Genomic DNA, 26670 nt, shown 5'->3' on the forward strand with positions numbered 1-26670 from the left:
CCAATAAACGCAAAAAACCTGAATGGTATAAAGCCAGTCAAGGTTTTTTCATTTCTTATCATCTTTTATTTTTCCTATATGTGACGCTTAAAATTATTTTTTGTTTAAACTAAATCCGAAATCCAAATCGTTTTCAAATGAAATACAAATACACCAATCGCCTTCTAAGGATATAAAGTAGTGGTGCTGTGGGATATCTAAAAAATAGACTAGTAACTCTTTTAAATGTTTTAATTCAAACTGGTACCCAAACTCTGTAAGGTTATCCCCTATGTAAATTACTTGTAAGTTATTAGCTAAATATTTTTCTTTTAATTCGGTTATAAATAGAAGAGCTTCAGGAAGTAACGATTCATGATTTGAGCTCTTACTATAATGTTTATTGGTTTGTAACCAATCTATTTTTGAACCAGCAAAATCAAATTTTTGTTCTATTAAGTCTAAATAAATTTTTGGATTTTTATGTACTTTGACATATTTAAGAAGGTCTTTTAATTCCAAATCTTTTATTAGATCTTCATCATAAGAATTCAATAAAATAACCCCCTTTTATGTTTTTTAATGTCTTTTTTGTCAAAATCCATAGGAATCGCTGTTTTGTCATTTGTTGCAATCATTTCAGTGTACAATGCCATTGCAGCTTGCTGATCCATCTCTGACAAAGCATATTTATCTTTCTTCAACAGCTGAGATCTAAAGAAGATGGAACTAAGATTGGTGGTTCATTGAGATTTTGTTCGAAACTTGGAGCAAGAATTTTTTGATACGACTCACTTTCATGTATCTAGTATGAGGTCTAACCAGCATTGATTATGGACAATATAGGAGTAGTCTCTCTTGTAAACTTTTCTTGATTTCTACAGGCATTTCCCGGACCTTAATACCATTGCCTAGGAAAAGTAGCCAATTTGTCATTTCCGTTATTTCTTCTGAATGATTAACATCGATAAAAGTCTTTAAAATGGCTGTAGTTTGGTAAGGATTCGTATAAGAAATTGACATTTTGAAAGGATGGTATTTTTTGAACTGTGCCATTGCCTTTGGACCAAGTTCAAGGACAAGGTTGATTACTTCCTCCTGCTTACTTAGTTTTTCTAAAATCTTTTTCCTGCTTAATCTATTTTTTGTAGAGCATGGTTCTACATCTGTGAGGTTGTCGACAGGCAAAATCCGTTTCTTCTCTTCCTTTAAATCAAAGCCTTCAATCAGCCAAAGGCTTTTTTCACGATAAAGGTTCAAGAGGTAAATAGGATAGGACTTCATCACTTTCTCCTCTCTCATGGTAATCAGTAAATATCGATCCAAAATAAGCAGTTGGATTAATTTTTCTAACATGGGATGAGGGAGATCTGTCAAATCAAGCAGATCAGGATTATTCGGATTAGTCCCTTCAAATAGCAAGAGGCGATTTAACAGAACAAGGTCATCTTGCTGGGTCTCTGAGATGAGTCCTAGTAATTTTTCAGCTAAAGACTGTCGACTCTTTAAATAAGGGAGTTGTTGGTTTCTTGTGGCCATAAAGGCAATAAAAAGAGCTTTAATCTCATTATCGGTAAAACGAACAGTTGGCAGGACGGAATTGTTCATCACAAAATATCCCCCGTCCCTTCCGACTTCAGCGACAAGCGGCATCCCCATAGCTTCAATTTCTCGGATGTCTCTAATTGCTGTCGAACGAGAGATATGAAATTCTCTCATGATTTCAGAAATTGTAAAGTTGGCGCGGTTGTTAATATACCGCATGATGGTATTTATCCGTTCAACTTTTTTCATCTGTTCCCCCTAAACAGTATCATTTTTTGACATGGTTTAAGCCTATTATATATTTATCAAGTGAAAAGAAAAAACATTTGATCAATTTTTCAAAAGGAAGTGTTGAATATGGCAGATTATATACTAGAAGAAAAAGACAGCTTTCACGTGTTAGGAATTGGAACTGAACTTAAGAGTCATTACACAGACTATGCGGGCATCACGAAGGAAAAAGCAGACTTTTGGCAAGCAGTTACACAAGAAGGTAAGCTTGACACCTTAAAAGCCATTGCCACAAATGATTATATTTTTATCGTAAACCGGTAAATAACAAGCTGATGCATTATGTCGGGGTCATGACAGAGGAATCGTTACCAGAAGCAGACAGAGTGATTCAATTCCCTAAAGGGGAATATCTAATCGTTAAAGGGGAAGCTAAAACCGCTGATGAATTGCATCAAACGCTTACTGGTATTGCATTTGGTCAAGTCTTGCCTGAAGCAAAGAATTTCGCCTATGTCGGTGGACCAAATGCAGTGGTAGAGATGGGGCAGCGGAACGACTTATTACTTGGTGAGATGTGGATTCCTGTTGTACGAAAATAAGAAGGATATGGAGGGATAGAAATGGCCTATATCGTTGATTTTAAAAATGTGTCTACGATTGGTTTAGAGTCTTCACCTGTAGCAGAAGCACTTGCTGGCTTACGAGCGAATGAGGCTCGTTACTTTATGAACAAATATAAGCATGAATTTACGGTATTACCTGCCAGCGAAAGTCAGGATACCCTTGATTATGTGAACCGAGTGTTAAAAGAAGAACGTGAACTAGAGTTTGCAGCCAAGCCTTTAGAAACGGCAAGTTTTCAAGTAGAAAATATCAAATGGACCTACGTCTTTTATGAGGATGGTCTTGCAATTAACGTCCTGTATACAGTGGATGACCCGAAAAAACGTGCTGTTGGTTTTAAGCTTTCTGAAGGGATGGAAGTACCAAAGGAATTAGAAGGGAAATTTAAATTTGCTAGGCAGAAGTCTAAACTTGCTGGAACGATTCGTGGGTCATTTTTTAAAATTAAAGGGGAATATTGAACTCGAATTTGTGAATCTGATTGAACAAATAAATTAAAATTATTTCCCCCTTCTAAACAGAGCAGCATTCTCTATGCATTATTAGAGGATGTTTTTCTGTTTATTGTACCCACTTCATTTTCTTATGAAGAAGTTCGCCGTTAAAATGGCTTGGTTATTTCACTGTTTAACATCTATACTTTTTTCAGATCTATATTCAAAGAAAATGATGTGAAGTATCCCTCATTCAAAAAACACTCACCATAAAAGCTGTGAGTGCCTAGTTTTGCTTGTCTCTATATACGATGATCCACACAGGAAAAAAGGTCCCCATTCTCCTTTTGGTCGTTTTTTTCTCGGATAGGAGTCCAGAGTCCAATAAACACCAAAAACCTTGAAAGGCATTAGCCCATCAAGGTTTTATATAATCTATAAATTCTGTAAATCATCTCCACCGCCAGCTAATTTCCCTATCAGGATAAACTGCAGGTATATATATCCCCCTTCTTTTATTTTCATCATCAATAATGTACCAATTGTTATCCTCTAACCATTCTTCATTAAAATTTGTTTCTACAAAATCATTTTCTTCATCAACAAGTGCTGCGAAAAAATCATTAAATTTGTCTATATTATTTGAAGGGGTAATCTCACCATTAACCCACATACCATCAACATTAATATCGCGTATATCTCCTAAAAACTCGTTTAGAAAGTATAATTTCACAATTCTCACTCCTTAGGTGAAACCTTAATATATTGGCTTGGAACTTCCCCTTTAATCAAATACTCATTATCCCTTTTAGTCCAATTAATCGCTCTTTTCTTCCAAAAATCAGAACAAGTAACATCTCTTTCAATCAACTTTTGAATTTGTTTTGGAGAAAGTATAACAACACCTTTTAGCTTTCCAGACTGTATATCTTTCCTTAAAGCTGATATGTTTAGTTCAATTGCATTTTCTCCATAATTTCCAATAACATTTTTGTTATTTGTAAAACTAGTATAAGGGCTATTAGATTTAGCTCCTTTTCTATAACCTCCAAGTATATGCTCTGTAACAGTCACTTCTCGTCCTTTATATAAACCTTTTTTACTAGCTGGTACTAAATCACCTGAACTTGATATATGAGGTTTACCAATTCCATTTGGTCTAGTTGGAGAGTGTAGTAAACTATCCCCTCTATATAAATTACTTTTGTTGGTTAAAGAAGCATCATCTATACCCCTAATCCCCATCTTCCCATGAAACCCTTTAGCCCCGATCGGCAAAAGCATCCCCAGAGCCGCGTTCATGCTCGCTTCCTGCTGTTCTTTCGGGATCTTATTTCCAAACATGTCTCGGCCTGTAATTGCTTCGCTGAAGCCGTTGGTGGCGGTGAGTCCATATAAACCTTTTTGCGATGTTTTCAGGGCGTCAAAGGATTTTTGTGATGTCTTATAGATGTCAACTGCCCTGACTGCGGCTGATGTGGCTTGGGTCGTTTTATAGACTGCTTTCCCTCCTTTGAAAATGCGGCCTGCCCAGCCGACGATTGGGATGTAGCCTGCTGCTGCCATGCCTCCTGCCGCGACTCGCTGGCCTGCGGTGAGTTCCTCGCCTGTGATTGGATCAACGCCTGTTGCGGCACGTTTTGCATCGTTCACGCCAGTCAGTTCATTCACGATGTTTCCACCATAATCGAGGGCTTTTTCATACCAAGGGCGGTTGGCGAGGGCTTCTTGTTCCTTTGCGATCTTACGAGCTTCTTCTTGTTCTTTTTTGATTTTCAGATATTCAGAAGTTTGCTTCTCAATATCGCTCTTTGCCTTGTAGATTTCGCTATTTTGATACGCTTTCTTGTCAAAATTCATAGGCGAAATCGCTTTTCCGTCATTTGTCGCATTCATCATTTCAGCATACAATGCCATTGTAGCTTGCTGCTCCGTCTCTGACAAAGCATATTCATCTTTTAAATTTTGATCAAGCTCTCTTAGTTCTTTGACCGTCTTTTTTCGTTCATCTTCCGCATCATCTATTTTTTCATCAAAGGTTTGGCTATCAAATACCTCTAGGGAAATGAGGTCATCAATGTCTTGAAAAATCGTTTTGAGTGCCTTTTTTTGATCCTTTACAATGCTTTTGGCATTCTTGATGCCCATATGTACTGCGTTGTCTAAAAAGTGTTCTTCTACAAAGGTATCGCCGCCAAAGTTTGTATCATCCAGTGTCCCAGAAACACCTTCATGAAAGGCTTTTTGCTTATCAATGAAGCTGATAAACATGTCTACATTTCCAGCAAGCTCTTTATAAAAGCTTTTAATGTTATCGGCTCCTTTCCCAGTGAAATCATCACCGAGATTGGCCACACCTTGTAATGCCTTTTTTAAATCTACCATTTGTTCGCGGAGTTCCTGGTAGTGTTTTGCCCTTGTGTCCATGGCACTTGTTAGTGCTTTTGCATCAAGTATCTTCCCCAGCAGAATTCACTCCTTCCTATTCATTGACAAGGTCAATTTTACCAATACAAAGTTTGTCATTAAATAGGAATTAAGACACAAAAACAATACTTATTATGTAAATGAACAATGTTTCAATAGAATACTTTAGCTCCTCTTTTGTCAGTAATAATTATGATGCGATATTTAGAACAATCTTTTAAATAGAACATTTTTTTGAGCTACTCCATTATAAAAAAGTGTTATAGAGCACTTTCATGGTAAGGAAGATGTCACTAGTCGAGGCAATCCATACATGAATTAGGAATGCACTTAGAAAAAGCACACCCGCATCAGTGTACTTTTTACGATTTAGACTTCAGCAATTGCAGCTCTTGCTCCATGATATCTGCTGCTTCAGTTATAAATTGAATAATTAAATCTAATTCTTCTGGTTTGTATTCATTTGTGAGTTCCTTCGTTGATGTTGATAAGGATCGAAAGAGTTCTTTTACCTGTGATTTCCCCGCTGTTAGAGGAACAATGATGACTCTTCGTTTGTCTTTTGGGTCCTTTTCTCTTTTGGCGTACCCCGCTTTTTCAAGCCGGTCAATAAGAGCTGTCACCGCACCTGAGCTAAGACCTGTTTTTTCACTTAATTCTCCTGCTGTGAGAGGGCCGAGTTCGTTTAATAAATCGGCGGATTTGAGATCTGTTGGAAAAAGGCCGAGCGATTGAGCGGCCGCTTGGTGGAACAAGACGGTTCGTGTGGCGAGCCGCCTCATTGTATGTATGATCTGGGCTGCTCTGTCTTCAGCCTCGTTCTTTATTGACAACTTGTTCTCCTCCCTTTAAAATCAATTTATCTTGATCATCAAGATAAATGTTCTCTTACTTTATGGTTAAGTTGATCATAGCAAAAATAATGAGAGAACGTAAGCAGGAGGTAAATGAAATGAATCATGTGGATAAAGGCAAGGCATCCACTCGCTTTGTTGTCATCGGTTTGCTGTTAGGGATTTTTATGGCAGCGATGGACAATACCATTGTTGCAACAGCAATGGGAAGCATCGTAGCAGATTTAGGCAGTTTTGATAAATTTGCTTGGGTGACGGCTTCTTATATGGTGGCAGTGATGGCGGGAATGCCTATTTACGGAAAGCTTTCTGATATGTATGGTCGAAAGCGTTTTTTTTCTGTTTGGACTTATTTTCTTTTTAATTGGATCAGCGCTGTGCGGTATCGCACAAACGATGGATCAGCTCATTATTTACCGAGCCATTCAAGGGCTTGGGGGCGGTGCACTTCTTCCGATCGCATTTACGATTATCTTCGACATCTTCCCGCCTGAAAAGCGCGGAAAAATGTCTGGGATGTTTGGAGCAGTCTTTGGTTTATCAAGTGTACTCGGACCGCTTTTAGGTGCTATTATTACGGATTCGATCGGCTGGCATTGGGTTTTCTATATTAATGTGCCAATTGGTATTGTCAGTGTCTTCTTGATCGCTAGATACTATCAGGAATCGCTTGAACATCGTAAGCAGAAAATCGACTGGTCAGGTGCTATTACACTTGTCGTTGCGGTTGTCAGCTTAATGTTCGCGCTTGAGCTTGGCGGTAAATCTTATGCTTGGGATTCGGTGCAAATCCTCACACTTTTTGCTGTGTTTCTTGTGTTCGGTACGATCTTCTTTATTGTTGAGCGTAAGGCTGAGGAGCCGATTATCTCATTTTGGATGTTTAAAAATCGATTATTTGCAACATCTCAAATTTTGGCGTTTTTATATGGCGGGACATTTATTATTCTTGCTGTCTTTATTCCTATTTTCGTGCAGGCGGTGTACGGTGAATCTGCGACAAGTGCAGGGTTCATTTTAACACCGATGATGATTGGATCAGTCATTGGCAGTATGATTGGCGGAACGATGCAGACGAAGGTGCCTTTCAGACGTCTTATGACTATTTCTGTCATTTCATTTTTCGCTGGGATGCTGCTGCTTGCCAATATGTCACCAGATACAGCAAGACTGTGGCTCACACTCTTTATGATGATATCAGGCTTTGGCGTCGGGTTCAGCTTCTCCCTTCTGCCGTCAGCTTCAATGAATGATCTTGAGCCGCGCTACCGAGGCAGTGCAAACTCGACCAATTCATTTATGAGATCACTTGGAATGACGCTCGGTGTAACAATTTTCGGAACGATTCAAACCAATGTACTGACAAATCGTTTAGCTGATGCCTTTAGCGGAATGAAAGGAGCCCCTTCTCAAATAAGCGATCCACAGGCTATTTTCCAAGAAGGTGCCCGCTCACAAATTCCGACTGATATTTTAAATAAAGTCATCGATGCGATGTCACAAAGTATTACGTACGTATTTTTGCTTGCATTATTCCCGATTGCACTTGCGGCGATTACGGTCGTATTTATGGGAAATGCACGGGTACGCACATCTAATGAAATGAAGGAAAACGAATAATGTGAAAAAGCAGAGCGATAGCGGCTCTGCTTTTTTTCTTATTGATATAACGGATGGGCTTTGCCCTCACTGCCAACGATTCGTATTTTCGATTGGACCATGTCTTTTGCTGCTTGTTTTGCTTTTTGTAAATACATACGCGGATCTAAGCTTTCAGGTTCGTTTGAGAAATGATCACGTATCGCTTCGGAATATGCATTTTTCAGTTCAGTTGAGACATTCACCTTTGCCATACCAAGTGCAACGCATCGCTTGACGTCCTCATCTGGTACAGCGGAACCACCGTGCAGGACAAGTGGTACATCGACCAGCGCTGCAATTTGTTCAATGCGGTCAAAGTCAATATCCGGCACCCCTTTATAAATGCCATGGGCAGTACCAATCGCAGGCGCTAAAGTAGGCACCCCAGTTTCTTCTACAAATTGACGGCATTCTGATGGAACGGCTTTTTCAGCATCTTTTTCGTCGACGACGATATCATCTTCTACACCGCCTACCTTGCCTAGCTCTGCTTCGACATTTACACCGACTTTTAAGGCAAGATCCACGACTTCTTTTGTGCGGCGTACATTTTCTTCATATGAGTGCATAGATGCATCGATCATAACGGATGTATATCCAGCCCTGATACAGGTGAGAATCACATCAAAGTCTGTACAGTGATCCAGGTGAAGACCGATTGGGATTTGATATTGATCAGCAGCCGCCTTCACTGTATCTGCAATCGCTTTTGCTCCAAGAGATTGAACCGTTCCAACCGTTGTTTGCAAAATCACAGGTGACTTTAATTCTGCAGCAGTTTCGAGCACCCAATAGATACTGTCAAAGGAGTGTACATTGAATGCCACAATTCCGTATTGTTCTTTTTTCGCAGCCTCAAGCATTGGTGTTGTTGAAAGTAAAGGCATGATCAAACATCCTCTCTAGTTAAAATATCCGTTTCTAATACAGCAAGCATGTCTTCATTTGTTCTTGTTTCCAGCAGTTTTTGACGTTTCGTTTCATCCATTAAGCCTCGTGAAAGGGCTGAAAGAGCTTTTAAATGAGTCGTCCCTGCTTCACTTTTAGGGATCAGTAAGGATAAGAAGAAAAAGCAAGGCTTCCCATCAAAAGCGTCCCATTCAATACCTGTTTCCGTGCGGACGATCACAAGTGCTGGTTTCGTGATGGCTTCTGTTTGAGTATGCGGAATGGCAAATCCATCTTGAAATCCGGTTGTACTCAGTGCTTCCCTTTCCGCTAACCCTTTTTTGACATCCTCTGGTGAGGTGCAAATACCTGCTTTGTAGGCAATGTCAGCAATGGCTGAGAACACGCCAGCCTGTGAAGAAGCTGTTTCGTGAAGATTCATATAGATATGTTCCATCATTTCTCCTCCTCCGTTTTAAACTGCGGGGTTGTCTATTTTTTTACGGTAAAGTCCGTAGAGAATCGCACCTACGAGTGAGCCGATTAGTATGGAAAGCACCCATTGGAATGCACCTGTGACGACCGGAAGAACAAGGAATCCACCATGCGGAGCTGGAACCTGTACGCCAAACAAATATGTCAATATAGCAGAGATGGCCGAGCCAAACATGATAATTGGCAGGACAACGACCGGGTTTTTGGCCGCAAATGGGATGGCTCCTTCTGTAATATGTGTCGCTCCTAGAATATAGTTGATTGCCCCTGCATTTCGTTCTTGTGGCGTGAAATGTTTTCGGAAAATCGTTGTGGCAATCGCAATGATAAGCGGCGGTGTGATACATGCTGCTGACACACCTGCCATGAAGTAAAGGTTACCTTCTGCAAGTAAAGCCGTTCCTGTGACATAGGCTGCTTTGTTAAATGGACCGCCCATATCAAATCCACACATTGCTCCAACAATTAAGCCTAAAAGCAGCGGATTTGTGGATTGTACAGATGAGAGAAAGTCCATTAAGGAATTATTTAGCCCTGTGATTGGTACTAACAGCGGGGTCATGACAGCCCCAATTAAGAAAATACCGATGACAGGATAGATGAAGATTGATTTTAATCCATCAAGTGATGCTGGTAATTTTTGAAGCAAAAATTGAAGCAATAAAATGATATATCCTGCTGCAAAACCTGCGATAATACCGCCTAAGAATCCAGCACCTCCATCATTTGCAAGGAGACCCCCTATAAATCCGACGACCATCCCTGGGCGTCTAGCGATCGAATCAGCGATAAATGCTGCTAAAATTGGCACCATTAAGCTGAAGCCAAGTCCGCCAATGCTTTTCAAATAGGCAGCAAACGGATGATACGTTTCGTGCTTAGGATCAGCAGAGTAGATCCCAAATAAGAAAGAAAGGGCAATTAAGACACCGCCTCCAACAACAAATGGCAGCATGTGTGATACACCGTTCATCAAGTGTTTATAAATGGTGTGTATCCATTTATTTGCCGACTTTTGTTGAGAGGATGAAGGAGCAGATGGTTTCTCTGTTCCAGAAGCTCTTCCTTTCACTTGATGAACGGGAGCATCTCCATTTATAATGCTCTGAATCAGCTCAGTAGGTGTGCGAATGCCTTTGGCTACAGGCACTTCAATAAGTGGTTTGCCGTGAAAACGATCTGTATTTACATCTTTGTCGGCTGCCACAATGACCCCATCTGCTTCCATAATGTCTTGATCAGTTAAAGCGTTTTCAATTCCTACTTGACCATGCGTTTCGACTTTAATGTCGACCCCTAGCTGCTCAGCAGCGATTTTTAATGCTTCAGCTGCCATAAATGTGTGTGCAATACCTGTTGGACAGCCGGTTGCAGCGACAATTTTTTTACGGCTCATGTGTTATTCCCCCTTATATCTTCTGAATGTGTACTTGCTCAATCAATGAATCAATATCATGTAAATCACTTAAGCCTTTTGAAAACGCAGTGGATGCTCCCGTTGCAATGCCGTAGCGTAAGCATTCTTCAGGTGAATGTCCTTCAAGATGTTTACTAAGAAAAGCTGCGAGCATCGCATCTCCAGAACAAGCTGTGTTTACGACAGTGCCTGTTGGTGCGTTTCCTTTAAACACTGCGTCCTTCGTAATGAATAAAGCTCCTTCTCTCCCGCGGGAAATCAGCACTTGCTCTGCACCCATCTCAATGAGTTTCTCTCCTGATTGAATGAGTTCTTTTTCTGACAAAGGATGTGTTTTGCCGAAAAAAGCAGCAATTTCTTCTTCATTCGGTTTTAATAAATACGGCTTGTATTGAAGCGTCTCAAGAACAGCTGCGGAGCTTGTGTCTAAAATGAACTTGACCTTCTGTTGATGACAAATAGCTGCTACTTCTGAAAAGATGCTGGCAGGAACGCCTTTTGGCAGACTGCCTGACATGATGAGGATGCCTCCCTGCGGGATAGCCGCAATTTTCTCACGAAAGGCGTGAAGCGCTTTTTCTTCAATCGCTGGGCCTTGATTCACGAGCTTGTATTCTTCTGTCGTATTGATAAAAACATTAATGCGTGTAATGCCTTCAACCGAGATAAAATCGGTTTGAATGGAGAGATCCTTTAAAGATTGTTCAATATAAGAGCCTGAAAACCCAGCAATAAATCCTAATGCGGTGCTGGTGAAGCCATATTTCTTTAGCATAATCGACACGTTCACGCCTTTTCCATTCGGCTGATAATCTTCATCTTCTGTGCGATTGACTGCATTTGCCCGCATTTCTTTTAATGCAATATATAGGTCAATAGCAGGATTTAAGGTGCAGGTATAAATCAATTGGTTTCACCTTCTTTCTTTTCTCTAAAGAAAGTATCTCATACGATTCAGTGAAAATGTTTTCAGAATGTGTAAAGGTTTTCATGAGAAAAAGCCTTCCAGATCAAAGTCTCGAAGGCTTTCTTATTGGTTATTTCATTCGGATCACATAGGCATCGAGTAAAATGCGGGCAATGACATGAAGAGACAGGCGGGATCTGACTTCATAATCTGGGAAGAAAGATTGTTCCCCTTTATATCCGACTAGTGTCATATCTGATATTTTGCTTAATGTAGAATCTATTCTTGTCGTCACCGTAATAGTTGTGACTTGCTTCATACTGAGATTTTGACACGCTTCAACAAGCTCAGCTGTTTCGCCATTTAATGAAACAAAGATGGCAAGCTCACTTTTTTCAATGTCTCGCGATTTCAGCCGAATGATATTCGGATCGTCGTGTACTTCACATGTTTTCCCGATGAGCTGTAATTTGATGGTCATCTCTTTGGCAATCATCTCTGAGAAGCCTCTGCCGAAAATATAAATTTTGTCTGCATTATGTATTTTTTGAACGGCATCTTCAATTTGTCCAATACTTTGCAGCTGTATCGTTTTTAAAACCTCTTCTTCATTTTTCCGAATTGCTAGTTTGATGTCTTCATCAATATTTTTGAGCTGGTCGCTTGCATCTGTCATTTTCTTTTCTTGTTTCAATCGATATTTAAAGGATGTATAGCCGTTATAGCCAATTTTTTTCATCAGTCTGACAATCGTGGCCGTTGATACATTGGCTCTTTCGCTTAAAGTGACAATGGATAAGGTGGAGATATCCTCTAAATGCTGGTGAATATAATTGAGTAAATATCGTTCTGTTTCACTTAACGTTTGATATACATCACTTGGGATGTTAAATAATGATTCATTCAAATCGATTCCCCCTTATTCATTTCATACTATAATTAAATGCCCAATAAAAACAAGATGATTCTTTTGTCATGTATTTAGATGAAAGGCGAAAATGAGTGAAATTTTATTTTTGACATAAACTAAAGAAAAGTTGTGTCTATGTGAAAGGAGCTGATCCGTATGCTTCATCTTTTGTTTTATCTGATCCTTCTCTATGTCGTTTATGTCTTTTTGACCGCATTTGTTTTGTTTTATTTACCGATCCAAAAAACATGCAAAGAACATTGTATCTATAAAGCTTCTTCGATCTCAGGAGACAATCAGGGCACAAATCAAGTGATGCTTCTTGACGATGGATTTGAGTCTGGTCAGGCCAGAATCCAAATGATTCGTGAGGCAAAGAGGATGATCCGCCTTAGTTATTATTCCATCCAAAAGGGGAAAACAGCCGAATGGGTACTAGGTGCTTTAATTGAAGCTGCTGATCGAGGGGTGAAAGTTCAGCTGCTTTTAGACGGCATCTGCCACAGTTTGCGTGGACCGCTAAAAGATTTACGGTATGCCGTGGCAAATCACCCGAACATGGCCATTCGTTTTTATGAGCCCTTTCGGTTATTTAAGCCATGGACGTGGCATAACCGCCTTCATGATAAGCTGCTGATGGCAGATGGCCGAGTGGCTGTGATGGGCGGAAGAAATATCGGTGATAAATACTTTGCAGATCAGCCCCCGAAAGATTTTGCATTTGACCGCGATGTGCTGCTTTATAACGACAAAAAAGGAAAAGTATTAGATGAAATGGAGCAATACTTCGTTTATTTATGGAATCATCACTTTACGAAAAGAACAAAAGCTGTGTTCTCCAAACAAAAAGCAAAGAAAGGCTTAAAACTAAGAAAGAAACTGCTTAGATCCTATCAGGAGGCAGTGCATGCGAAAGAACCTTTTGTGATGTCGTCCTTTAATTGGGCAGCAGATGGCATCTCAGTAAAGCAGATTGCATTTTTTACAAATCCTGTGGAGCGTTTCAATAAGCGTCCTCTTGTGCTCAAAAAACTAAACGATCTAGCTCACCGGGCAAAGCGTTCTGTGCTCATACAGACGCCTTATGTCATCCCGACACGACCCATGAAAGACGGCCTCACTCCCTTAGCCAGCGGGATTCAAACGACAGTTGTTACGAATTCTCTTACAGCGACGCCAAATCCGTTAGCTTTTGCAGGTTACTTAAGCACGAAAAAGGAACTGATGAAAACAGGCGTTCATTTGTACGAATATGAAGGCCCGTATTCCATTCATGCGAAATCAATGGTCATTGATGATTATTTAAGTATTATTGGCACATATAATTTAGATGCGAGGTCTAGTTTTTTAAATACAGAGTCGATATTGGTTATTGATAGTGCCCCTTTTGCGCTATCACTTACTCAGGCAATAGAACGTAAAATCGCCTATAGTATTCTTGTCGCGAAGGACAAAGCAGCCTATAAAGCGGGGTCCTATGGGCAGAAAAAAAAGCCTTTGATGAAAAGGCTCCTTTTAAATGGTTTATCCGCGATAACTGTTCTATGGCGGCGGTTGATCTAAAGGGCAGCTACTCTTGTGGCAGCCCTTTTTCTCCCTCTTCTGCTGACTCGAATTTGGTCAATTTAAACACCAGGATCCCCGCAACAATCACAATGACACCTAATAGTTTTGCGGGAGAAAATTCCACTTTCTCTAACCCAAGCCAGCCAAGCGAATCGAACAACAGCGCGGAGCCGAGCTGTGAAATCAGGACAATCGAGATTCCATAAGTCGGACCGAGACGTTTGATGCTTTGAACGAGGCAGATGACCACCCCTACTCCAATGGCTCCGCTAATCCAGTACCACGCTTCCATATGTCTTGATTGAAACATGCCGGTTCCTTCTAGCAAAAGACCCATCAAAAGTGAAGCAATAAAGCCCATACCTAGAACGAGAGTGGTCGTTGACCAAGAGCCTGTCTGCTCATTGACCTTACTGTTAAAAATGGTTTGTAAGCTGACGAGTGCGCCAGCTATGATGGCTAATCCTATTCCTATGATCATGTCTGAATCCCTTCATTTCTTCTATTCATAAATGTTTCGCTCCGCTATTTCTAAGAGTCCTTCCCGGTCAAGAATCGTAATCTTCCCTCTTCGCCTCTCTATCAGCCCTTTTTCACAAAATTGCTGAATCACCCGGTTAATATGACGGTAGCTTGTACCAATTAAGCTCGCCGCATCAGTAAGACGAAGTGCGCTCGCGCTGTTATCCCCTGTTAACACAGACAAGAAGTAGCTTGCGAGTCTGACCTCTACAGGGTATAAAAGGTGGAAGCTCAAATCGTTTGATTTCGTATAAAATTTGTTTGTGATGCCCTTTAGTAAAAAGGTTAACACGCGGGGGTCATCCTTCGCATGGCGCATGAGCGCTTGATGAGAAATCCTTAGCATATGTACTTCTGTGACAGCCTCCACTGTATTGACCATATCAGTCTGCTGAACGTATTCAATATCTCCAATTGCTTCAAGAGGATGTTTAAAACAAAGAATAAAGGTCTTCCCTTCTTTTGTGGTGGTGAAAATCTTTAATTTCCCTTTTACTAACAAGTACAAATGCTCCCTCTGATCTCCCTTTGAACAAATCAGCTCACCTTGCTCATAGCGCCATAAGCTGACGTGTGATATGAGTTTCTGATGAAAGACGTTTTCTAATTCATGTGCCTTGAGATAAGTGGAAAATAGAGATTCATCATGAAGCTCCTCCATCTGACGCCCTCCTTTATAGCTTTAAAATGATTACGCCTGCGATCATCAATAGAATTCCTGCATAATGCGGCCATTTCATTTTCTTCTTCTGTACACCAAACCATCCTTTTGCATCGATTGCAAAGGTGAAAGCAAGCTGAGCAATGAGTAAAGCAGCGATGGTCAGTGTGACACCGATCATTTGAATCGCAGTCACTTCATTGAAAATAATAATGGCTGCAAATGCACCGCCTACTAAATAAAGCGGCTGCACCTTTCGATATTCTCGAAAGTGTCCGTCACGTACGATCAGTAAAATGATCAGTGCGATCATAAAGCCGGTCAGCTGCGTGATGGTTGCCGCCTGCCATGTCCCGATATCCTGGCTGATTCTTGCGTTTGCGACGCCTTGCAGTGTAATACAAGCGCCTCCTAATAAAGCGAAAATAACACCTTTCATTCGTTCAAATGCTCCTTCTTTTTCAGTCTAGTTCCATTAAATGATAGATGCCCTGATGTTGAAAAGGACATATGTCCCACTTTGCGTATTATATCAGAAACTTTTTCTTTTACAGTTGCATCGTTTTAGATTTTTCACAGTGGGTACAGTTTTATATCACCTGAAAACAGAATATTGAATGGAATCACATATAAAAAGGAGACATGTCAGAATGAGAAATCAAGAGAAACATTTTATTAACGGAGAATGGATCGCATCAACAGGAAACGAAACGACGGAAGTCATCAATCCTGCTACAGAGGAAGTCATTGGCACCATTAGTTTAGGAACAAAAGAAGATTTAGATAAGGCAGTCAAAGCTGCTCGTGCCGCCTTCCCTTCTTTCTCAAAAACATCTCGAAATGAACGCGTAAAGATGCTGGAAAACATTGTGCGTGGCTACGAAAAGCGTAAGGATGAACTAATTGAAGTCATGACACAAGAGCTCGGTGCACCGCTGAAAGTATCGGAAGAGGTTCATTACAAAATGGGACATGAACATTTTTCTAAAGCAGCGGAAGCACTTAAATCGTATACATTTACTGAGGACCGCGGCGGGCACACTATTATAAAAGAAGCGATTGGTGTCAGCGGATTGATTACACCTTGGAATTTCCCAACAAATCAAACATCACTTAAAATCGCGGGTGCCATTGCAGCAGGCTCACCAGTTGTCTTAAAGCCTGCGGAAATTACACCTTTTGCCGCAATGATTCTTGCAGACATCATTGATGAAGCTGGCGTACCGAAAGGCGTCTTCAACCTAGTAAACGGAACTGGTGATGTCATTGGTGACGGCATTAGCTCACACCCTGATATTGACTTTGTTTCATTTACGGGATCAGGTGCTGTCGGCTCTAAAATAATGGAAAATGCTGCAGACAATATTAAGAAAGTGGCTCTTGAGCTCGGCGGGAAATCCCCTCTTATCATCTTAGATGATGCAGATGTGGATGAGGCAGCCGAAACAGCCGTTCATCATATTGCGATGAATACAGGTCAAGTGTGTTCCGCAGCTACACGTGTGCTGATTCCTGAATCAATGAAAGACGCATTTGAAAAAGCGCTGCTGAATGCTCTGCCGAAGTTTACAGTTGGTGATCCTCGAGAAGATCACGCCACTGGTCCGCTTGTCTCCAAAAAGCAATGGGATACCGTGCAGTCTTATATTGAAAAAGGAATTGAAGAAGGTGCTCACCTGCTTGCTGGGGGAACTGGTAAGCCGGACGGACTAGGCAAAGGATATTTCGCCAAGCATACTATTTTCACAAATGTGAAAAATGATATGACCATTGCGCAAGAGGAAATATTCGGACCCGTCATGAGTGTGATCACATATCAAGACCTGGATCATGCCCTTGAGATTGCCAATGATACAGTGTACGGTCTTGCTGGCTATGTGGTTGGAAAAGATGAAAAAACATTAAAATATGTAGCTGAACATATTCGTGCCGGTCAAATTACCATTAACAACGCCGAAACAGATTACTTTGCCCCATTTGGCGGCTTTAAGCAATCTGGTATCGGAAGAGAATGGGGAGACTTTGGGATCGAGGAATATTTAGAAGTGAAAGCTGTGATAGGACTTCCAACAGCGTAATTTCAAAGGGGAGAAAAACGCTAAGGTTTTTCTCCCCTTTTTTAAGAAAAAGGATTATTTTAAGTTTTAGAAAGCAGAAAACATCATTTGATGTTCATTAAAGATGTATTTTTTCTATTTTAAAGGTTGTTTTCAGTTTCTTTTTGTGTTTGACATTTATTGTTTCTTTCCGATAAGTTAAGCCATATACCCCCTATTGATATAAACAATATTAATAGGAAGAACGGTAGTTTATATCCATTAAAATAGTCCACTGATAAACCAAATAGGGAGGGTGCCAGCACAATAAAAATTTGATTTAAAGTTAAACCAAAGCTTACAGTTAATCCAATAAACTCTTTATCTGCTTTTTCAGACATTAGCACAATAAATAAACTGTACCATCCCACTCCTAAAAAACCTAAAATGAAACAAATTATATAAAGTCCCCATAGTGGAAGATAATTCGAAAAGTAAACTAGAACAATTAAAATAATGACAGTTAATAATATTGTAAGTTGTAATGGCTTACTTCTATCTCCATTAAACAAATTGTCACTCATCCATGCTAACAATATCCGTCCAATTGCACCACCAATTAAAACCACACTTAACAACGTTCCAGAAATACTTAATGATATATGTAAGGTATTGCTTAGATAACTCATCAGGTGAGCTAATATGATTAATTGTAAAGAAATCATACTCATTCCAATAAAAAATACTGGATAAAGACTCGATTTTGCTTTGATCTTATTAATTTTCTCAAAAAAACGATCATTCTGTTGTCTTTGCGCAGTCATTCCATGATCTTTGTAGAAAATTGAAAAGATTATACCACCTGCAATTGCTACAATAGCTTGTGTTAATTTAACTGAAGATAAACCATAATTATAGAAGAAAAAAGGTAGGGATGTTGAAGCTAAAGCACCACCAAGTGGTATTCCAGTTTGACGAATCCCCATTGCAAGTCCTCTGTTATTGTTTTTAGGGAACCAATTGATGATTGCACTGCTCCCCCCTGGTTGAGCCGTCCCATACCAAACCCCGACAAAAGCAAGAACAATCAAAAGGTATACATAATCATTAATAGGAATTGTTATTAACATGGTAAGTCCTAGTAAGATTGAGCCTATTCCTACAACCCACCGCTCGCCGTATTTATCCATTATGTTACCGAATATTAGCATAGAGAATATAGGACCAATGTTTACAGCTGATACAATTAAACCTGTTTGAAATTGTGATAAGTTATATATTTCTTGACAAAATGTTGCTAAAGGACCTACTCCGTAATTTACAAATGTTGCACACGTTTGTGAAAAGGTAGCTATTATGAGTATAACCCATCTGTAGCTCCCCTTTTCATGGATCGCTTTAATTTGTGACATCTAACCTACCTCTTTCAAAATATGTAAATTTTATGTCATTATCTCAAAAATAAAACGAGGTTTGAATAAATTTTTTGAATTTTATATCCGGTTTAATTAAAAAGGTATTAGAAATCTTAATCATAACAATCAATATTATATATTTTACTTAATGGCAAACTTTCGGTAAAGTTCAAATTGAACCTATATATATAATTCCTATCGAATTAATCTATGTTTATATTCCTTGTGAGGTGGATATCGTTGCAACTTCATGTATTGAACAGTCCGTTTAGTCAGGAGCAGGCAGAACTGCTTAATCAGCTGCTTCCGACTTTAACAGATCAGCAAAAAATTTGGCTTACCGGTTATTTATCAGCACAGGCAGCTTTAGCCGGATTAGAAAATACTGCCCTAGCCCCTTCTCCTTCTGCCGCAGCACCAGCGCAGCCTGTCAGCAAAGATGTGACCGTCCTTTATGGCTCGCAAACAGGCAATTCTGAAGGGTTAGCAAAAAAGACAGCGCAGCATCTTGAAGAGAAAGGTTTTCAAGTGACGCTCTCTTCTATGTCAGATTTTAAACCAAATAGTCTGAAAAAAATAAACAATTTACTGATTATCGTCAGCACACATGGCGAGGGAGATCCGCCTGATAATGCCCTTTCTTTCCATGAATATATTCACGGCAGACGGGCACCAAAGCTCGATCATTTAAGTTTTTCTGTCCTATCACTTGGTGACAGCTCTTACGAATTTTTCTGTCAAACAGGTAAAGAATTTGATGAGCGCTTAAAAGAGCTTGGCGGAACGCGTCTTTTCGATCGAGTGGACTGTGATCTTGATTATGATGAGCCGTTTTCTGAATGGCTTCAAGGGGTGGCATCATCACTTAGCGAAGGCGGAGCTGCAGCAGCCCCGCAGGAATCAGCGGGAGCAAACACTCAAACGGCTGCATCTGAATACTCAAGAACAAATCCTTTTTATGCTGAAGTGCTTGAAAATATCAATCTAAATGGCCGCGGTTCTAACAAAGAAACCCGTCATTTGGAGCTTTCTCTTGAAGGATCAGGACTTGTTTATGAGCCGGGTGACAGCCTTGGTATTTATCCAACAAATGATCCTGCGCTTGTTGATGAATTGATCACAACATGCGGATGGAATGCAGAGGAAGCCGTAACCGTTCATAAAAACGGCGACACGCTTCCTTTAAAAGAAGCACTCATCTCTCATTTTGAGATTACCGTCTTAACAAAACCTCTTCTTCAAAAGATGGCGTCCTTTACAAAAAGCGAAGCCTTGCAGGCCCTTTTAGAAGAAGGAAACGAAGAAAAGTTAAAAGCATATATAGCAGGAAGAGATTTAGTAGATGCTGCTCGTGATTTCGGTCCTTTTGAAGGAACAGCGGCAGACTTCACTGCCATTTTAAGAAAAATACCGGCACGCCTTTATTCCATTGCAAGCAGCCTGAAAGCAAATGAAGAAGAAGTTCATTTGACGATCGGTGCTGTGAGATATGATGCTCACGGAAGAGAACGTCAAGGTGTCTGCTCAATCTTATGTGCGGAGCGCTTAGAGCCAGGTGATAAGCTGCCTGTTTATATCCAGCACAATCAAAACTTTAAGCTGCCTGAAAACCCTGATGCACCGATCATTATGGTAGGACCAGGCACAGGCATCGCCCCTTTTCGTTCCTTTATGCAGGAGCGTGAGGAAGTCGGTGCAGATGGAAAGTCATGGTTGTTCTTCGGTGATCAGCACTTTGTGACGGATTTCTTATATCAAACCGAATGGCAAAAGTGGTTAAAAGATGGCGTGTTAACGAAAATGGATGTGGCTTTTTCAAGAGATTCAGAGGAAAAAGTATATGTCCAGCACCAAATGAAGAAACAAAGTAAAGAATTATTCGAATGGCTGGAGCAAGGTGCCTATGTATATGTCTGCGGAGATGAAAAACATATGGCGCATGATGTTCATAATACCCTTCTATCAATCATCCAAGAAGAAGGTGCGATGAGCAAAGAGAAAGCTGAAAGCTATCTAGCCAACTTGCAGCAGCAAAAACGCTATCAGCGTGACGTATATTGATTGAATGCTTGAAAGAAAGGAGCTTTTACTTACATGGTGAAGACAGCATTAACAGCGCCGGATGGACCTCCGAGCGACGTAGAGGAAATCAAAGAAAAAAGTGATTATTTACGGGGTACTTTAAAAGAAGTGATGCTTGATCCGATTTCAGCGGGTATTCCTGATGATGATAACCGTCTGATGAAGCATCACGGCAGTTATTTACAGGATGATCGTGACCTGAGAAATGAACGGCAAAAACAAAAGCTTGAGCCTGCCTATCAATTTATGCTGCGCGTCCGCCTGCCTGGCGGAATCGCTACATCCAAACAGTGGCTTGTGATGGATGAGCTTGCTCATAAATATGGAAACGGTACGTTAAAGCTGACAACTCGTGAAACCTTTCAGCTTCACGGTATTTTAAAATGGAACATGAAAAAGACCATTCAAGACATTCATTCCACTATGCTTGATACGATCGCTGCTTGCGGCGATGTGAACCGTAATGTCATGTGTACATCAAACCCCTATCAATCAGAAGTGCACCATGATGTATACGAGCTCGCCAAAAAATTAAGTGATGACCTGCTTCCGCAAACAAGAGCGTATCATGAAATTTGGCTTGATGAGGAAAAGGTAGCAGCAACGCCTGATACAGAGGTTGAGCCGATGTATGGTCCACTTTATTTGCCAAGAAAATTCAAGATTGGTGTGGCGGTCCCCCCTGCTAACGATATTGATGTTTTTTCGCAGGATTTAGGCTTCATTGCAATTATTGAAAATGATCAATTAGTCGGTTTTAATGTCGCGATTGGCGGTGGAATGGGCATGACTCATGGTGATACAGCGACCTATCCTCAGCTTGCAAAAGTAATTGGCTTTTGTACACCGGAACAAGTTGTAGAGATTGCCAAACAAGTGATCACCATCCAGCGGGACTACGGAAACCGTTCGGTGAGAAAAAATGCCCGCTTTAAATATACAGTGGACCGCCTCGGTCTTGAGAATGTAAAAGAAGAGCTTGAGCGCCGCCTTGGATTTACCCTATTAGACGCAAGAGATTATCACTTCGATCATAACGGTGACCGCTATGGCTGGGTAAAAGGCATTAATGGCAGATGGCATTATACGATGTTTGTAGAAGGCGGACGTATCACGGATTACGATGATTATCCGCTGATGACAGGCATTCGTGAAATCGCAAAGATTCATACAGGTGACTTCCGCTTAACAGCGAATCAAAATTTGATCATTGGAAACGTCACATCTCATAAAAAGAAACAAATCGAGCAGCTCATTCAGGAGTTTGGTTTGTCAGATGGACAGCAGCACTCTGCACTTCGCCGCAGTTCAATGGCCTGTGTTGCTCTTCCGACATGCGGCTTAGCGATGGCAGAGGCAGAACGCTACCTCCCGCGCTTAATTGACAAAATTGAAGAGATTGTCGAAGAAAATGGCTTAAGTGATAAAGAAATCACGATTCGTATGACTGGATGTCCAAATGGATGCGCCCGTCATGCGCTTGGTGAAATTGGCTTTATCGGGAAATCACCTGGCAAATACAACATGTATCTTGGCGCTGCGTTTGATGGCAGCAGATTAAGTAAACTGTACCGAGAAAATGTAGGGGAAGAAGACATTTTAAACGAGCTTGGCTCTCTACTCCCCCGCTATGCAAAAGAACGCGAGGAACATGAACATTTCGGTGATTTTGTGATTCGGGCAGGTATTGTAAAAGAAACAACAGATGGCACGAATTTTCATGTGCAATAATAAAGACAGGGATCTCTCCTGTCTTTTTTTATGGACTTTGTTTCCTTTTCAAGTATTCGCAAATGCTTTTGTAGACATTTGGATTATCTAAAGAAGATAGATCTGGTGAAGGCTGCTGTTCATACGCTCCTTTTAATAAACGCCGGACGATTTTTCCGTTTCTTGTTTTCGGTAAAGCTGAAATAAGATAAATTTCCTTTGGAGTGAGCGCTTTTCCCGCATATGAACCAACATGTGTTTTGAGCTCTTGAATGAGTGCTGCTTCTTCGAAAGTCTGTGAACTGGCCACAATGAAACAAACTAGTGCTTCTCCCTTCACCTCATCTTTCACTCCAATCACAGCAGCCTCATGTACGGCTGGATGCCCGACAAGAATGGATTCAATTTCAGCTGGACCAATGCGTTTACCTGCTGTATTAATGACATCATCCGATCTGCCCGTGATATGGAATGCGTCATCCTCTGATTGCATCACCCAATCACCGTGCGTCCACACCCCATCAAATCGTTTAAAATAGGTGTCTTCATATCGCTCCGGATCTTTCCAAAACCCACATGTCATGCCGACCCACGGCTTTTTCACAACAAGCTCCCCCACCTCATTCAGAACACTCTCTCCTGCCTCATTATACACATCTGCCGCCATTCCTAAGATGGCCGCATTAAAAAGGATCGGTTTGATTGGACGAAGCAGCGTACTTCCTACAATACCGCCAGAAACCTCTGTTCCCCCTGAGTAATTTAAGATGGGAATGTGCTTTTGACCAATGGTGTCAAAAAGCCATTGCCATGGTGCTTCATTCCACGGTTCACCTGTAGATATGATGGCTTTCACATGCGGCAGCTCAATGTCTGAAAGGTTTTGCTGCATCGCAGAACGAACAAAAGTAGGTGAAAGTCCAAAATGGGTGACTTTTTGCTCGTGGATGAATGACCAAAGGTGCTGTTCATTTGGATAATCGGGGGCGCCGTCATATAAAACAATTGCAGCTCCATTGATCAAACCGCCAAAGACGAGAAAGGGCCCCATCATCCAGCCCATGTCTGTGAGCCAAAACAAACGGTCTCCTTTTGCAACGTCCATACAAAGACCGGCATCAAAAGCCGATTTTACAGGAAAGCCTGCGTGTGTATGGACAGCCCCTTTTGGTGTACCGGTTGTTCCAGACGTGTATAAGATCATAAGGGGATCTTCATTTGAAAGATAAGTCGTTTTATTCATTGGTTCCTCTTTTAACAAATCGTTTAACTGAATATCCTCTTTATATTCAGTAGAAGAGGAAGCATGTACAATGACTGTTTGGACAGTCTTGGTTTTGTCGATCGCTTCTGCCGCACATTCACGCATGTTGATTGTCTTTCCCCGGCGCGTCACGCTTGAGCCTGTGACGACAATGGTTGCACCTGATGCACGAATACGTACGGCAAGAGGCTCGCTTCCATAGCCAGAGAAAACCGGGCTAAAAATGACACCAATCTTTGCAAAGGCAAGCATGACGGCAGCTGTTTCCGGAAGCATCGGCATATAAATGACCGCTACATCTCCTTTTTGTATTCCCTTCTTCAAAAAACCAGCAGCGAGACGATTGACCTTTTCTTGAAGTTCGAGGAACGTCCATCTTCTCTCTTCTCCCGCTTCATTTCTCCACATCACAGCTGGTTGATGCTGGGTTTCTTCATTCTCTGCCCATTTGTCAACAGCCGTTTCGACCACGTTGAGCCTGCCGCCTTTATACCAATTGGGCCACATGAATGAATCTTGGCCTAATGCAGCTTCATACGGCTCCTTCCACACGATACCGACCGCCTTTTCGGCTTCTCTCCAAAACCAATCGGTCCGCTCGATACTAGCTTGATAGAACGCATCATAAGTAGAAAAACCAAGTGAATGCATCCATTTGTAAAGGCGTGTTTGTTTCATCATTTGCTCTTCGGGTTTCCACGCTGGTTTTAGGTTCATCATGAGGCCCGCCTCCTTTAGACCGGATAAACCGGGTGTTTTCGTCTTGTAAATGTCATCTCTTTAGAGGTATAGGCTCGTAATCTATGACAAAGCTCATCTCGCAAATGGTCAAACGGGATGACACCATCGACAATCATTTCAGAGGCAAGCTCATATATATTCATGTCTTCCTGGTATTCCTTGCGTTTCTCTTGAATAAATGCCGCTCTTTCCTCAGCAGGCAGTTCGGCAATTTTATTCGCATAGACCGCATTTACAGCGGCTTCTGGCCCCATGACAGCAATTTGTGCTGATGGAAGTGCGAGACAGCAGTCCGGTTCAAAGGCTGGTCCTGCCATTGCATATAAACCTGCACCATATGCTTTACGAACAATGACGGATATTTTCGGAACGGTTGCCTCTGACATGGCGGAGATCATTTTCGCCCCATGCCTGATAATACCTGCTTGTTCCACTTTTGTTCCGATCATAAACCCCGGTATATCGGCAAGGAAAAGGAGTGGAATATGAAAGGCGTCACATAGCTGAATAAACTTAGCGGCTTTGTCGGCCGAGTCATGGAATAATACGCCGCCTTTTACCCTAGGCTGGTTGGCAATAAGACCAACAGGCTGACCATTCATACGGCCAAATCCTGTGATCAGCTCTGCGGCAAATAGCTTTTTGATTTCAAAAAATGATCCTTCATCAATGAGTAAATCAATAAGCTGATACATATCAAAAGAGGTATTCTGCCCTTTAGGAATGAGGTCTTGGATGGTGATCTCTGATGGTTTAGGTGCGATTGCGGCTGCCGGTTTTGGTTTTTCTGTATAGTTGGCAGGCATGTAAGTTAAATAAGTGCGGGCGATTTGAATGGCTTCTTCCTCTGTTTTTGCTAAAATATCGCCGCATCCAGAAATGCTGCAATGCATTTTTGCTCCGCCCATTTCTTCAAGGGATACTTTCTCTCCAATCACCATTTCGGCCATTCGCGGTGAGCCTAAGTACATTGAGGCATTCCCTTCGACCATGACGACGATGTCACAAAAAGCAGGAATGTAAGCACCTCCGGCTGCCGAAGGACCAAATAGTAAACAAATTTGCGGAATACGTCCAGACAGCTTCACCTGGTTATAAAAAATGCGGCCTGCACCCCTTCTGCCTGGAAACATGGCGATTTGATCGGTGATTCTAGCACCCGCAGAGTCAACTAAATACAGCATTGGGCAGTTGAGCTTTTCGGCTGTTTCCTGGATTCTAATGATTTTTTCTACCGTTTTGACGCCCCATGATCCTGCTTTGACGGTAGAATCATTTGCCATGACGCAAACAGTCTGCCCATTCATCCGCCCTGTCCCTGTGACAACACCATCTGCTGGTAAATGTTCATTTTGACACTCGGCAAACATGGCATCCTCAATGAAAGAATCCTCATCTAATAACAACTGGAGGCGGTCACGGACAAACAATTTTCCTTTTTCTTTGTTTTTTTGATGGTATCGGTCTGCCCCGCCTTTCAGAATCTGCCGTTTTTTTAGTTCATATCCTTCGATCATACCCATTCCCCTTTCTTGCTACCTGCCTCTGTATTGAGGCGTTCGTTTTTCTTGGAAGGCTCGAAGACCTTCCGTTCGATCTTCTGTCTCAATGAGCCGTAGATACGCTTCGTATTCCTTTGTCAAACCTGTATGCAAATCGTGATCAAGGCTTGATTGAATCGCTTGTTTCGCTTCTTTTAAGGCAAGCGGGCCATTTTTGATGATTTGTTTTGCAAGAGAGATGGCATCGTTCATGAGGGAATCTGCTACAGAGATATGCTCAATCAGCCCGATTTGAATGGCTTCTTCTGCTTGTATTGATGCGCCTGTGAAAATAAGTTCTTTTGCTTTACCGAGTCCAATGAGGCGCGGAAGGCGCTGCGTCCCTCCGGCTCCTGGTATGATAGCTAGTCCTGTTTCTGGCAGGCCGAGTTTTGCTCCGGCTCGTGCAATGCGGAGATCACAAGCGAGCGCGAGCTCAAGTCCTCCGCCTAGTGCGTGTCCGTTCATCACTGCAATGACAGGTACAGGAATAGATTCAATCTCGATAAAGGTTTGCTGAATCGAAAGAACAGCTCCTTTTGCTTCTGCTTCTGTCATCAATCGTCGTTCTTTTAAATCTGCTCCAGCACAAAAGACTTTTGAACCGGCTCCTGTAATGAGAAGACAGCGAATGCTTTCATCGTGTTTGATTTCTTGAATGATTTGATTGATCTCCTCCAGCATTGGAGCAGATAGGGAATTCGCTTGTTCTGGCCTGTTTAAGGTCATGATGCCGATCTGTTCATCTTGTATCGAAAAATGGATCAATGATGTCAT

The 26670-nt window shown here is 41.4% G+C and carries 23 protein-coding genes and 2 pseudogenes; 7 read left to right on the top strand and 18 right to left on the bottom strand.

Features of this window, described 5'->3' with window-relative positions:
* Window positions 1-93 precede the first annotated feature (93 nt).
* The 3 genes from M1D81_RS09460 to M1D81_RS09470 all read right to left on the bottom strand — a co-directional run bounded on the left by M1D81_RS09460 (window position 94) and on the right by M1D81_RS09470 (window position 1773).
* On the bottom strand, window positions 94-534 hold the full coding sequence (locus M1D81_RS09460) for a rhs-associated protein (RefSeq protein ID WP_268501662.1): 441 nt from the start codon (window positions 532-534) through the stop codon (window positions 94-96).
* Window positions 531-683, bottom strand: coding sequence for a hypothetical protein (locus M1D81_RS09465; protein ID WP_456264949.1), 153 nt, complete (start codon window positions 681-683; stop codon window positions 531-533). The genes M1D81_RS09460 and M1D81_RS09465 overlap by 4 nt, the downstream gene beginning before the upstream one ends.
* Before the next feature lie 127 nt (window positions 684-810).
* Window positions 811-1773 (bottom strand): helix-turn-helix transcriptional regulator, encoded by a 963-nt coding sequence (locus M1D81_RS09470; protein ID WP_456264948.1) that lies wholly within the window; start codon window positions 1771-1773, stop codon window positions 811-813.
* Between the two features lie 108 nt (window positions 1774-1881).
* On the opposite strand from M1D81_RS09470, the pseudogene M1D81_RS09475 reads away from it, so the two are divergent.
* A pseudogene (locus M1D81_RS09475) lies at window positions 1882-2357 on the top strand (GyrI-like domain-containing protein).
* Window positions 2358-2378: 21 nt separating this feature from the next.
* Complete coding sequence (locus M1D81_RS09480; protein WP_024425197.1) at window positions 2379-2843, top strand: hypothetical protein; 465 nt, start codon at window positions 2379-2381, stop codon at window positions 2841-2843.
* A gap of 424 nt (window positions 2844-3267) precedes the next feature.
* Here M1D81_RS09480 and M1D81_RS09485 read toward each other — a convergent pair whose 3' ends face one another.
* The 3 genes from M1D81_RS09485 to M1D81_RS09495 all read right to left on the bottom strand — a co-directional run bounded on the left by M1D81_RS09485 (window position 3268) and on the right by M1D81_RS09495 (window position 6025).
* Window positions 3268-3549, bottom strand: a complete 282-nt coding sequence (locus tag M1D81_RS09485) for a hypothetical protein (RefSeq protein ID WP_166644672.1) — start codon at window positions 3547-3549, stop codon at window positions 3268-3270.
* A gap of 5 nt (window positions 3550-3554) precedes the next feature.
* The gene (locus tag M1D81_RS09490) at window positions 3555-5243 is read right to left on the bottom strand and encodes a ribonuclease YeeF family protein (protein ID WP_456264947.1); all 1689 of its coding nucleotides are present in this window, start codon (window positions 5241-5243) and stop codon (window positions 3555-3557) included.
* A 362-nt stretch (window positions 5244-5605) separates the two neighbouring features.
* The gene (locus M1D81_RS09495; protein WP_044335851.1) at window positions 5606-6025 is read right to left on the bottom strand and encodes a MarR family winged helix-turn-helix transcriptional regulator; all 420 of its coding nucleotides are present in this window, start codon (window positions 6023-6025) and stop codon (window positions 5606-5608) included.
* 170 nt (window positions 6026-6195) lie between these two features.
* Here M1D81_RS09495 and M1D81_RS09500 point away from each other — a divergent pair.
* Window positions 6196-7717: pseudogene (locus M1D81_RS09500) on the top strand (MDR family MFS transporter).
* Window positions 7718-7755: 38 nt separating this feature from the next.
* Here M1D81_RS09500 and M1D81_RS09505 read toward each other — a convergent pair.
* From M1D81_RS09505 to M1D81_RS09525, 5 genes are all read right to left on the bottom strand, one after another.
* Complete coding sequence (locus tag M1D81_RS09505; protein ID WP_034624364.1) at window positions 7756-8625, bottom strand: class II fructose-bisphosphate aldolase; 870 nt, start codon at window positions 8623-8625, stop codon at window positions 7756-7758.
* Between the two features lie 2 nt (window positions 8626-8627).
* A complete protein-coding gene (locus M1D81_RS09510) occupies window positions 8628-9086 on the bottom strand; it encodes a PTS sugar transporter subunit IIA (RefSeq protein WP_025093184.1) in 459 nt (152 codons plus the stop codon).
* Window positions 9087-9101: 15 nt separating this feature from the next.
* A complete protein-coding gene (locus M1D81_RS09515) occupies window positions 9102-10517 on the bottom strand; it encodes a PTS fructose transporter subunit IIC (RefSeq protein WP_280149539.1) in 1416 nt (471 codons plus the stop codon).
* Window positions 10518-10530: 13 nt separating this feature from the next.
* A complete protein-coding gene (gene pfkB / locus M1D81_RS09520; RefSeq protein ID WP_125587017.1) occupies window positions 10531-11445 on the bottom strand; it encodes a 1-phosphofructokinase in 915 nt (304 codons plus the stop codon).
* 130 nt (window positions 11446-11575) lie between these two features.
* On the bottom strand, window positions 11576-12352 hold the full coding sequence (locus tag M1D81_RS09525; protein ID WP_024425669.1) for a MurR/RpiR family transcriptional regulator: 777 nt from the start codon (window positions 12350-12352) through the stop codon (window positions 11576-11578).
* Window positions 12353-12511: 159 nt separating this feature from the next.
* Here M1D81_RS09525 and M1D81_RS09530 point away from each other — a divergent pair, with 159 nt between their 5' ends.
* Window positions 12512-13918 carry a phospholipase D-like domain-containing protein gene (locus M1D81_RS09530; protein WP_456264946.1) on the top strand — a complete coding sequence of 469 codons (1407 nt, stop codon included), beginning with the start codon at window positions 12512-12514 and terminating at the stop codon, window positions 13916-13918.
* 7 nt (window positions 13919-13925) lie between these two features.
* Here M1D81_RS09530 and M1D81_RS09535 read toward each other — a convergent pair whose 3' ends face one another.
* The 3 genes from M1D81_RS09535 to M1D81_RS09545 are packed head-to-tail and all read right to left on the bottom strand — an operon-like array spanning window position 13926 to window position 15543.
* Window positions 13926-14402 (bottom strand): DMT family transporter, encoded by a 477-nt coding sequence (locus M1D81_RS09535; protein ID WP_456264945.1) that lies wholly within the window; start codon window positions 14400-14402, stop codon window positions 13926-13928.
* 21 nt (window positions 14403-14423) lie between these two features.
* Entirely contained in the window at window positions 14424-15104 is a 681-nt protein-coding gene (locus M1D81_RS09540) for a Crp/Fnr family transcriptional regulator (RefSeq protein ID WP_456264944.1), read from the bottom strand.
* 13 nt (window positions 15105-15117) lie between these two features.
* Window positions 15118-15543 (bottom strand): DMT family transporter, encoded by a 426-nt coding sequence (locus M1D81_RS09545; RefSeq protein ID WP_120206925.1) that lies wholly within the window; start codon window positions 15541-15543, stop codon window positions 15118-15120.
* Window positions 15544-15754: 211 nt separating this feature from the next.
* Between M1D81_RS09545 and M1D81_RS09550 the strand changes: the two genes are divergently transcribed.
* A complete protein-coding gene (locus M1D81_RS09550; RefSeq protein ID WP_456264943.1) occupies window positions 15755-17182 on the top strand; it encodes an aldehyde dehydrogenase family protein in 1428 nt (475 codons plus the stop codon).
* A 119-nt stretch (window positions 17183-17301) separates the two neighbouring features.
* On the opposite strand, the gene M1D81_RS09555 is transcribed toward M1D81_RS09550, so the two are convergent.
* A complete protein-coding gene (locus M1D81_RS09555; protein WP_456267079.1) occupies window positions 17302-18552 on the bottom strand; it encodes an MFS transporter in 1251 nt (416 codons plus the stop codon).
* A 243-nt stretch (window positions 18553-18795) separates the two neighbouring features.
* Between M1D81_RS09555 and M1D81_RS09560 the strand changes: the two genes are divergently transcribed.
* Together M1D81_RS09560 and cysI are read left to right on the top strand one after the other, a co-directional pair.
* A complete protein-coding gene (locus tag M1D81_RS09560; RefSeq protein WP_456267078.1) occupies window positions 18796-20616 on the top strand; it encodes an assimilatory sulfite reductase (NADPH) flavoprotein subunit in 1821 nt (606 codons plus the stop codon).
* Between the two features lie 33 nt (window positions 20617-20649).
* Window positions 20650-22368: an assimilatory sulfite reductase (NADPH) hemoprotein subunit gene (gene cysI / locus M1D81_RS09565; RefSeq protein WP_252050493.1), complete on the top strand. Its 1719-nt coding sequence runs from the start codon at window positions 20650-20652 to the stop codon at window positions 22366-22368.
* A gap of 28 nt (window positions 22369-22396) precedes the next feature.
* Here cysI and M1D81_RS09570 read toward each other — a convergent pair whose 3' ends face one another.
* From M1D81_RS09570 to M1D81_RS09580, 3 genes are read right to left on the bottom strand one after another with little or no spacing between them, the layout of a single operon-like run.
* Entirely contained in the window at window positions 22397-24331 is a 1935-nt protein-coding gene (locus tag M1D81_RS09570) for an AMP-binding protein (RefSeq protein WP_456267077.1), read from the bottom strand.
* A 14-nt stretch (window positions 24332-24345) separates the two neighbouring features.
* Window positions 24346-25869 carry an acyl-CoA carboxylase subunit beta gene (locus tag M1D81_RS09575; RefSeq protein ID WP_456267076.1) on the bottom strand — a complete coding sequence of 508 codons (1524 nt, stop codon included), beginning with the start codon at window positions 25867-25869 and terminating at the stop codon, window positions 24346-24348.
* Window positions 25870-25887: 18 nt separating this feature from the next.
* Window positions 25888-26670, bottom strand: coding sequence for an enoyl-CoA hydratase (locus tag M1D81_RS09580; protein ID WP_456267075.1), 783 nt, complete (start codon window positions 26668-26670; stop codon window positions 25888-25890).

The organism is Bacillus sp. JZ105, assembly GCF_053903125.1.